The following is an 8,424-nucleotide window of genomic DNA, read 5'->3' as shown; positions in this document are numbered from 1 at the left end:
CACCTGCCGAAGCACTGAATGAGTATCTAAAGTCTGTACAACAATCCAGTGTTGCGACGACCGGTTGAATCCGCCCAGTTCAGTAGCTCAGATTGGCAAAGCTTCCTGAAGGCCAATAATGTGATCAGCAGCATGAGCCGACGGGGAAACTGCCACGACAATGCCGTAGCGGAGAGCTTTTTCCAGCTTTTGAAGCGGGAGCGAATCCGACGAAAGATCTACGCAACGCGTGACGAAGCCCGAAGTGATATTTTCGATTACATCGAGATGTTCTATAACCCTAAGCGTCGACACAGCAGTGCTATGCAGCTGTCTCCAGTAGAGTATGAGAAACGCTATTTCCTGAGCTTGGAGAGTGTCTAGGAAAGCAGGGGCGATTCAAGCTTCTAGGCTTCTAGACATAGCTAACGAAATGAAGGAGCACGCTACGTTACTCAAAAACTGCGGATACAACGATCTAGCTGATTCGATTTTTCTGGAGTTTGACAAGCTTATGCTCGTGATTGAACAGATTCATGAAGTCAGAGATCAGCGCGACTGTGACCATAGTCCTAGCTAGTGGATGATTTCTGCTAATGCAATACCACGTCAACAAAATTTGTCTATGGCTAATTCGGCGCAGATTGTCAACCCATAAAAATGATGTTATTGTGACATCATGCTCGCCTAGGTAATCTAATCATGAATTCGGTCAGTCGGTCAGTCGGTCAGTCACGTCTGTTGAACAGGTATTTCCCGGTTCAGAACGTTTGATTTCAGCTACCGATCCTAGCGGTAAGATCATTTACTGCAATGATGAATTTGCGAGCATAAGCGGCTATACGCGTGAAGAACTGGTGGGCAGCCCACATAACTTGGTTCGCCATCCCGATATGCCCCCAGCTGTTTTTGGGCTGATGTGGAGTTATCTAAAGTCTGGCAAAAGCTGGATGGGTATTGTAAAAAATCGTTGCAAAAATGGTGACTATTATTGGGTCAGCGCCTATGTCACGCCGATTATTGAAAACGGCGCCTTAACTGGTTATGAGTCCGTTCGAGTCAAGCCAAGTCGTGAACAAATAGAGCGTGCACAAAAGCTTTATGCTCGTTTGCGCACAGGCAAAGAGGCCATTGCTAAATATCAATATTTCCGTTCTGACTTTGTCATACACTGCTTCAAGAGCCCACAAATTTTTGTGAAATCTAGACCTTTAGATCCCTGCTGCGCAGCTAACAAGCAGATATCGACGTCCAGGAATAATAAATTCAATGCAACGCCAGAAAGCTAGCAGAAAAAAAGTCACGGTAGCTATCAAGCTTCGTCTAGCGACGTTCTACACTCTGGAGGGATGGCTCCTCCTTGGAGGACCGAATCTACCTGAACCGTCAACCCTGGCTAGCTTTTTGGAAAACCTCGCTGATACGTTGGCGCGTGGCGTAATTGACCCCAATTCTATTGAAGCAGAACTGCTACACTCGCTTGGACACCCACCGCCATCTTTAAGTCCGGTGGATGCAGCCCCGAAAAAGCTCTGATCATTAACCAATTACGTCGAGCAGATCTGATGCTGAAAATGATATCCACACATCAAGTAAGGCTTGGGATGTATATCCAATCACTTGAAGGCAATTGGTTATCACATCCGTTTTGGAAGGCAAAATTTGTATTGTATGATCAGGCTGACCTAGAGGCTTTGCAAAACAGCAAAGTTTCGGCAGTGTGGATCGATTGTTCAAAAGGTGCGGATATCACCGAAACAGCTGAGGATCCGAGTCAGGAACAAAAAGAACCACTAACTTATACGGCACAAACACTGCCAACGCCAAAGCCTGTCTCTACTACGGTGGCTGAAGAACTACATCGCGCATCGCAGATTCTCAACCATTCCAAACTTGCTGTGATGCAGTTATTCAATGAGGCCCGTCTCGGAAAAGCTATCGATATAGAACAATGTCTACCCATCGTAGAAGAAATTAGCACATCTGTGGCGAGGAACTCCTCCGCTCTCATTGGCCTGGCGCGACTGAAAACCAAGGACGAATACACCTATATGCACTCCGTTTCGGTTTGCGCTCTTATGGTTGCCTTGGCCCAGCGATTAGGACTGGATAACGAGCAGATTCGCGAAGCGGGGATTGCTGGACTGTTACACGACGTTGGTAAGATAGTAATTCCGGGAGTTGTGCTCAACAAATCGGGTAAGCTTACTGATGACGAATTTTCGGTAATGCGCAGGCATCCAGAACTTGGTCATGCCATGCTTCTCAAGAGCGAACTTATTCCCAAGTGCGCTCTAGATGTCTGCCTCCACCACCATGAGAAGATCGATGGTACTGGCTATCCGCACAGCCTCCAAGGCCAACAAATTAGTATTTTAGCGCGCATGGCGACAATCTGTGATGTTTATGATGCTATTACCTCCAATCGTCCTTACAAGGAAGCTTGGGATCCCGCTATCTCTCTCGCGCATATGTCGAAATGGACAGGGCATTTCGACAAAGAACTTTTTAATACCTTCGTCAAAACCGTAGGAATTTATCCGCTTGGCAGTTTGGTTAGATTACATTCCGGGTATTTGGGCGTGGTGATTGGGAAAAATCCGACCCATCTCAGCAGGCCGATTGTGCGCGTATTCTTCTCAGTTAAGTCTAAGACTACTATTGTGGAGCAGGTGGTGGATTTAGCACAAAGTTCGACAACAGATCGTATCGTCAGCCGGGAGGATCCAGCAAAGTGGGGGTTCAAAAACCTAGAAAACCTTTGGTGTTAATTCATGGTTCTAAGAACTGTAGGAGCGCCGGTTGCTCTAACAAATACGGAGAAACTCGTATGCTAAGGGAACACTTTCATCGACTTACCCTTCCTATCGGAATGGGCAATGACTAGCAATTGCATTCTTACAAATCATGGTGAGCTGATGGGGGAAAGTGTTGTCACTCCACGTTCAGTCTTTCTCATTCAACATCTGCTTCTATCCGTGTCGGATAGGTGAATTGCAATCGGTGCTTGTCTTGATTGCCATAGATATCAAAACCGATCTGGATTGTAGTGGAGTAAAGGCGAGCCACATTGCGAAGCAAGCTACAGGCTCGTTGCTGTTAACGAAATAGATCAAAAAATAGCTCTATTCTTGCGCTTTCTGGATTTGGAAACCTGGCTGAAGCAGGGATGCCATCGCACCGATCAGATCATCCAGAGACCATGGCTTGTGTAAGTAGATCGTAGAAGGCGGGACTGATGCAGGATCTATCAAAGCCCCTGAGGTCAGAATCGATGCAATCGTCGGCCATTTTCCTCTCACCATTTCAATGAATTCTGTACCTTGAATTTGTCCAGGGACCCCATGATCGGCAATCACTAGCCTGCATTTTTCATGCGATTGCAGAAGATATGTCAACGCATCATCAGCAGTTTCAAATGCTAATGCCTCAGCCCCTACCTCCTCGACGATATCCACCATCAGTTCACGGAGCGTCGGATCATCTTCGACAATGATGACTCCGCCCAGAATTGGTAATAGGCCTTCCCGGTTAACGTACACTTTTTCACCTTCTTAACTAGCCAAAGACATCTACTCGCCCAAATCAGTTCTAGGGTTACTAAGTTTTAGGATTATCCGCCATCCGAACGACGGTTGCGAAGCCCTAATTTTCCCTGTGCATTATCTCTTTAGTGTACGATTTTTGTAAGCGTACGCCGAACTCACCTTGCGCGACTCAGGCAGGCGCCCACTGATGCGGCAGCAGTTGGCCGACCTCACTCGCCCGTTGCGTCGGCAGGCGTGTCAGCACGTCCTTGAGATAGGCATACGGATCATGCCCGTTCATGCGGGCCGACTGGATCAGGCTCATGATCGCCGCCGCGCGTTTGCCGCTGCGTAGCGACCCGGCAAACAACCAGTTCGAGCGCCCCAGGGCCCATGGACGAATCTGGTTCTCGACCTGGTTATTGTCGATGGGCACAGCACCATCCTCGACATAGCGAGTCAGTGCCTGCCAGCGTTTAAGGCTGTAATCCAAGGCTTTCGCCGTGGCCGATCCGTTGGGCACAAGATCACGCTGGGCCAGTATCCAGTCATGCAGTGTATCGAGGATCGGTGAAGCCTTTTCCTGTCGTATTCGCCAGCGTTCTTCATCGCTCATGTCCCGTGCTTGCCGTTCGATTTCGTACAGGCTGCCCATCGCGTGCAGTGCTTGTTCGGCCAACTGGCTTTTGTTTGCAGCGTGCAGATCGAAGAACTTGCGGCGGGCGTGGGCCATGCAGCCGATTTCGGTAATGCCTTGCTCGAAGCTGGCCTTGTAGCCAGCGAAGTCGTCGCAGACCAGCTTGCCATTCCACTGACCAAGAAAATTGCGCGCATGCTCGCCGGCACGGCTGGGACTGAAGTCATACACCACGGCCTTCAGATCGGCGAAGGGTGTGGTGCTGTAGGCCCAGACGTAAGCCCGATGGGTTTTCTTCTCGCCTGGGGTGAGCATTTGCACCGGGGTTTCGTCAGCGTGGATCACGCGTTGGCCCAGCACGGCTTCGCGCAGGGCATCGACTAGCGGCTGGAGCTGCACGCCGGTTTGTCCGACCCACTGCGCCAGTGTCGAGCGAGCGATGGCCAGGCCGGCACGGCCAAAGATTTTCTCTTGCCGATATAGCGGCAAGTGGTCGGCGAATTTGGCCACCATCACGTGAGCCAGAAGGCCGGCGGTGGGGATGCCCTTGTCGATCACCTGGGCCGGCACGGGGGCCTGGATCAGTGTTTCGCACTGGCGACAGGCCCATTTCCCACGCACATGCTGTTCGACGGTGAAAACGCCCGGCGTGTAATCCAGCTTTTCGCTGATGTCTTCACCGATGCGTTGCAGCTGGCAGCCGCAGGCGCATTGGGTGTTCTCCGGTTCGTGGCGGATCACGGTGCGCGGAAATTGTGCCGGCAGCGGTGTGCGCTTGGGCTGTTGGCGGGGTTCGGCTGGAGCAACCGGGGGATTGACAGCTTTCAGCTCCGCCTCGATGGCGGCGATGTCAGTGTCGAGCAGGTCGTCCAGCAAGCTACCCTGGTCAGGGCTCAGTTGCTCGCTACGCTTGGCAAACTTGTGCCGTTTGTACCAAGCGATTTCGTGTGTGAGCTGCTCAATGATGGTTTGATCACGGTGGATTTTCTTGCCCATCACGTCGACCTGCGTCAGCAACTGCGCGGCCAGTGTGCGCAGTTGCTCAGCTGTCAGTTGGTCGAGATTGGGCGAGGAGTTCATGCTGCTGATTGTGCCAGAGCAGACGCTCTGCGCAGATACACCGATGGGCTAATGGCCGGTGCTACAGCACTGTGATCGCGCCGCCCGCACCGACCCGCTGCCAGGGCAGCCCCAGTACCAACGCCTGAAGTTGCTCGGTGTCGAGTTCAACTTCCGAGCCGTGGCGGATGCCTGGCCAGTGAAACTTGCCCTGGTTCAATCGCCGCGCGGCCAGCCAGATACCCACGCCGTCATGCACCAGGACTTTCATGCGGTTGGCGCGGCGATTGGCGAACAGATAGGCGCAGTGCGGCTTCGCCGCACCGAACACCGCCACCACGCGGGCCAACGCGGTTTCAGTGCCCGCGCGCATATCCATGGGTTCGGTGGCGAGCCAGATACTATCGATACGGATCACTGGGCGAGCCCCCGGACAAAGCGGGCGCATCCTTCAGGATCGGAAGCTGGCCATTTCACTGTGATCGATTGCTCGCCCAGCGGTAGCTCGATAATCACAGCTGGTTCAACTGGTCGTTTTGGCGTAACTCTCGCAGGAACGAACGCCGGCAACGCCGCTGGCAGTTGATCTCGATAAAGCGGTAGCCACTTGCGAATGACGTTGGCATTGATGCCGTGGCGGATGGCAACGCTGGAAACGGTCGCACCGGGTTGCAGGCACTCCTGAACAACCTGGGCCTTGAACGGTTTGGGGTAAGAGCTTCGTTGGCGCATGGAAATCCCGGCGATAAGGGCTATCGCGTCCGCTTAAAAATACGCGGACACCATCGTCCTTAATGCTGGAGTTCGGAAGGTGAGTTGGCCGGACGGATACCAGCAACCGGCCACAAGCAGCCTCTCGGAGGTATCTACGAAGCTTGAGGCGATTCAGATTTCAAGGCTTTAAAAGAAAACTAGGGGCGCCGCTCTTGCAATAACTGACGGGCGGAATCAGCCATCACCGGAAGAGCGCCGGCCAGCATCAAGAGATCTTTGAGCACTAGGCGTCCTGCACCAGACAGGAATGGAAAGCCATGTTCACCATCACCAAGATCCGGTACCCAGGCTTCAGGTGTGGTGAGCAGGAAGGTTAAGGTCACCAGCGGTGTACCGAAGGCCAGCGCCCCACCAAGCAGACCGGCGCGTCGCGAGATCGGGTTGGAAAGCACCAGCAGACCGATCAGAATTTCTACTACGCCCAGGCCGTTGGAAAAGATGTATGTGTTATTTGCGGTCTGCCAGACGCGCTTTTCCGCATTCAATTCACCCTCGTGGGTCAGGTGTGCCTTGTAATCCTCGGGATGTTCATAAAAAAAAGACATAAACGGGCTGTTGGCGACAAATGGGGTAATGCTATCGGCTTCGTAAGGCGCGAATTTGAGCGCCCCGATCCACAAGAAAACTACGGCGATCGCCAGTCTCATGAGGTGTGTGCCAAGGGTGTCGAGCTTGCTGATGAATTGCAGCCATGTAGTGAATGAAGCGAGCATCAGACTTATCCGAATATTTGGAATGTGAAACCAGTCTGAGGCTTAGCCGCGAGACGCTTTTGTGCGTCATGCTCAAGTTATTGTTCGATCGTCTCAACAAGTGGCTGACGTCTGGATGTATCAGGTAAGCCCCGGCACGTTTAAGTGTGCGGGGCCGGTGGAGTTATGGCGAAAGAGCTATTTTTTCAAGGTGTCGTACGCCTCAAGAGCGCGCAGTGAATAAATATAAGCGGCGCCTGCGTTCAACGAGATCGCAGTGGCCAAGGTCGCAGCCACTTCCTCGCGGCTCGCACCAGCCTTAATGGCCGCATCAGTGTGAGCTGCAATACAGCCGTCGCAGCGTGTAGTGATGGCGACTGCAATGGAGATCAATTCGCGGGTCTTGGTGTCGAGCACATCGTTTTCGGCAGAGGCTTCTCCGAGGGCCATGTAGGCTTTGACCATTTTTGGATTACTTTTGCCCAGCGCGCCGAAAGCTTTCTGGATGGAGGGTAATAATTCGGACCAGTTAATGAACATTGCGGTAACTCCTGAGGGGGGTTGGGTGTAATGTTTAACCTTGTTTAGTGTATGCCCTAGTCCTATTTTGATTAGTTCGATACGCTCTGTTTTTTCTGCGATGCGCTCAAATGAATTCGATCGACAAGCTCATCAGCCTCGCCAATGTTCGTGGCAGTCTGGATTTACGTTGCCAATTTCAGGGTGACTGGTCCCTGGAGCATGAGCAGGAAGCGCTGGGCAAAGCGCCATACCACGTGGTGCTGTCGGGTGAGTGTCGGGTGGAGCTTCCAAGCGGGCAGCGTCTTTCTATGCGCGCCGGCGACGTTCTGCTCCTGCCGGGTGGTGCGCCGCATGTGCTGCATAGTCCGGGCAAAGCTGTTGCGCCAACATTGGTATCGGCAAAGCGTATCGACGCTGGCATATTGCCCATACATCGCATTGGCGGCGTGAGTGCGGATCTGGACATGCTATGCGGCTGCTTTCACTTCAACCGAACTTCGTTGCTATTTGCTTCATTACCTGACTACCTGTTGATACCCAGCGGCACGCTCCCAGCGGATGGACCATTACAGTCTCTGGTCGATTTATTACGCGGGGAAGCAGACGGCGATCAGATTGGAGCAAAATTTTTGCTCGATGCTCTTTCTCAGGCGTTATTCACCCTGATCCTTCGCGCCCATCTATCTAGCCATGGCCAAGACATCGGCACGCTCGCCTTGCTCAGCGATAAACGTCTGGGCCCCGTATGGCAGGCGATGTTGGCTGATCCTGCGCACGAGTGGACCATCCAAAATCTAGCAGATATCGCGTGCATGTCCCGAGCATCTTTCATGCGGGCGTTCGTTCGTGTGGCTGGTGTGTCGCCATGGGTATTGCTTACGCAAGTCCGTATGGAATTGGCGTTCAGCCTGCTGAGTCATTCGCATCTGGGATTAAAAGATATTGCCTTGCAGGTTGGTTACCAATCGCAGGCGGCGTTCAGCAAAAAATTTAAGGAGGTTTATGGGGCGCCTCCAGGGAGAATGCGCCGCAGAATTTAGAGCTGTCACTTAGGTAGGGGTGACCAGAGATGGCCGTTTTCTGCCTGTTGTGATCGGCGGAGAGCGGCCAATAGCGTCCCTTCAAATATTTGAGTTGTAAACTGTTGGAAATACAGATGTAGTGGTCTAATGAAACCGGACACTCATTTAGGCGAGAATGCTCGCCATATCGAGGTGTCAGATGACCAAGCAAC

General features: G+C 52.4%; 8 protein-coding genes and 2 pseudogenes. 4 read left to right on the top strand and 6 right to left on the bottom strand.

Annotated elements, in window-relative coordinates:
- Nucleotides 1-66: 66 nt before the first annotated feature.
- The 3 genes and pseudogenes from CJF39_RS22040 to CJF39_RS22025 form a co-directional block, all read left to right on the top strand.
- Nucleotides 67-363: pseudogene (locus tag CJF39_RS22040) on the top strand (IS3 family transposase); the annotation flags it as partial.
- Between the two features lie 386 nt (nucleotides 364-749).
- A pseudogene (locus tag CJF39_RS22030) lies at nucleotides 750-1,115 on the top strand (PAS domain-containing protein); the annotation flags it as partial.
- Nucleotides 1,116-1,544: 429 nt separating this feature from the next.
- Complete coding sequence (locus tag CJF39_RS22025) at nucleotides 1,545-2,750, top strand: HD-GYP domain-containing protein (protein WP_094995312.1); 1,206 nt, start codon at nucleotides 1,545-1,547, stop codon at nucleotides 2,748-2,750.
- A gap of 354 nt (nucleotides 2,751-3,104) precedes the next feature.
- Here the strand turns inward: CJF39_RS22025 and CJF39_RS22020 are convergent, their stop codons facing one another.
- The 6 genes from CJF39_RS22020 to CJF39_RS21995 form a co-directional block, all read right to left on the bottom strand.
- Nucleotides 3,105-3,521 carry a response regulator gene (locus CJF39_RS22020; RefSeq protein ID WP_094995311.1) on the bottom strand — a complete coding sequence of 139 codons (417 nt, stop codon included), beginning with the start codon at nucleotides 3,519-3,521 and terminating at the stop codon, nucleotides 3,105-3,107.
- A 175-nt stretch (nucleotides 3,522-3,696) separates the two neighbouring features.
- Nucleotides 3,697-5,223 carry an IS66 family transposase gene (gene tnpC, locus CJF39_RS22015; protein WP_034128273.1) on the bottom strand — a complete coding sequence of 509 codons (1,527 nt, stop codon included), beginning with the start codon at nucleotides 5,221-5,223 and terminating at the stop codon, nucleotides 3,697-3,699.
- 61 nt (nucleotides 5,224-5,284) lie between these two features.
- Nucleotides 5,285-5,620 (bottom strand): IS66 family insertion sequence element accessory protein TnpB, encoded by a 336-nt coding sequence (gene tnpB, locus CJF39_RS23430; protein WP_003282984.1) that lies wholly within the window; start codon nucleotides 5,618-5,620, stop codon nucleotides 5,285-5,287.
- Nucleotides 5,617-5,934 (bottom strand): IS66-like element accessory protein TnpA, encoded by a 318-nt coding sequence (gene tnpA / locus CJF39_RS22005; protein ID WP_003282986.1) that lies wholly within the window; start codon nucleotides 5,932-5,934, stop codon nucleotides 5,617-5,619. The genes tnpB and tnpA overlap by 4 nt, the downstream gene beginning before the upstream one ends.
- A 179-nt stretch (nucleotides 5,935-6,113) precedes the next feature.
- Nucleotides 6,114-6,689 carry a reactive chlorine resistance membrane protein RclC gene (gene rclC / locus CJF39_RS22000; RefSeq protein ID WP_016779378.1) on the bottom strand — a complete coding sequence of 192 codons (576 nt, stop codon included), beginning with the start codon at nucleotides 6,687-6,689 and terminating at the stop codon, nucleotides 6,114-6,116.
- Nucleotides 6,690-6,866: 177 nt separating this feature from the next.
- Nucleotides 6,867-7,208 (bottom strand): carboxymuconolactone decarboxylase family protein, encoded by a 342-nt coding sequence (locus tag CJF39_RS21995; RefSeq protein WP_016779377.1) that lies wholly within the window; start codon nucleotides 7,206-7,208, stop codon nucleotides 6,867-6,869.
- Between the two features lie 110 nt (nucleotides 7,209-7,318).
- Between CJF39_RS21995 and CJF39_RS21990 the strand changes: the two genes are divergently transcribed.
- Nucleotides 7,319-8,230, top strand: coding sequence for an AraC family transcriptional regulator (locus tag CJF39_RS21990; protein WP_047273856.1), 912 nt, complete (start codon nucleotides 7,319-7,321; stop codon nucleotides 8,228-8,230).
- Nucleotides 8,231-8,424: the final 194 nt, after the last annotated feature.

This window comes from Pseudomonas lundensis (assembly GCF_002269125.1).
Lineage (GTDB): Bacteria > Pseudomonadota > Gammaproteobacteria > Pseudomonadales > Pseudomonadaceae > Aquipseudomonas > Aquipseudomonas lundensis_A.
Note: the sequence above shows the minus strand (reverse complement) of the source record. Positions and strands in the feature narration are given on the sequence as shown.

Bases quoted from the DNA above. Each gene is read 5' to 3' on its own strand.
- CJF39_RS22025 (WP_094995312.1), top strand. From the start codon at position 1,545: ATGCTGAAAATGATATCCACACATCAAGTAAGGCTTGGGATGTATATC.
- tnpC (WP_034128273.1), bottom strand. From the start codon at position 5,223: ATGAACTCCTCGCCCAATCTCGACCAACTGACAGCTGAGCAACTGCGC.
- tnpA (WP_003282986.1), bottom strand. From the start codon at position 5,934: ATGCGCCAACGAAGCTCTTACCCCAAACCGTTCAAGGCCCAGGTTGTT.
- rclC (WP_016779378.1), bottom strand. From the start codon at position 6,689: ATGCTCGCTTCATTCACTACATGGCTGCAATTCATCAGCAAGCTCGAC.
- CJF39_RS21995 (WP_016779377.1), bottom strand. From the start codon at position 7,208: ATGTTCATTAACTGGTCCGAATTATTACCCTCCATCCAGAAAGCTTTC.
- CJF39_RS21990 (WP_047273856.1), top strand. From the start codon at position 7,319: ATGAATTCGATCGACAAGCTCATCAGCCTCGCCAATGTTCGTGGCAGT.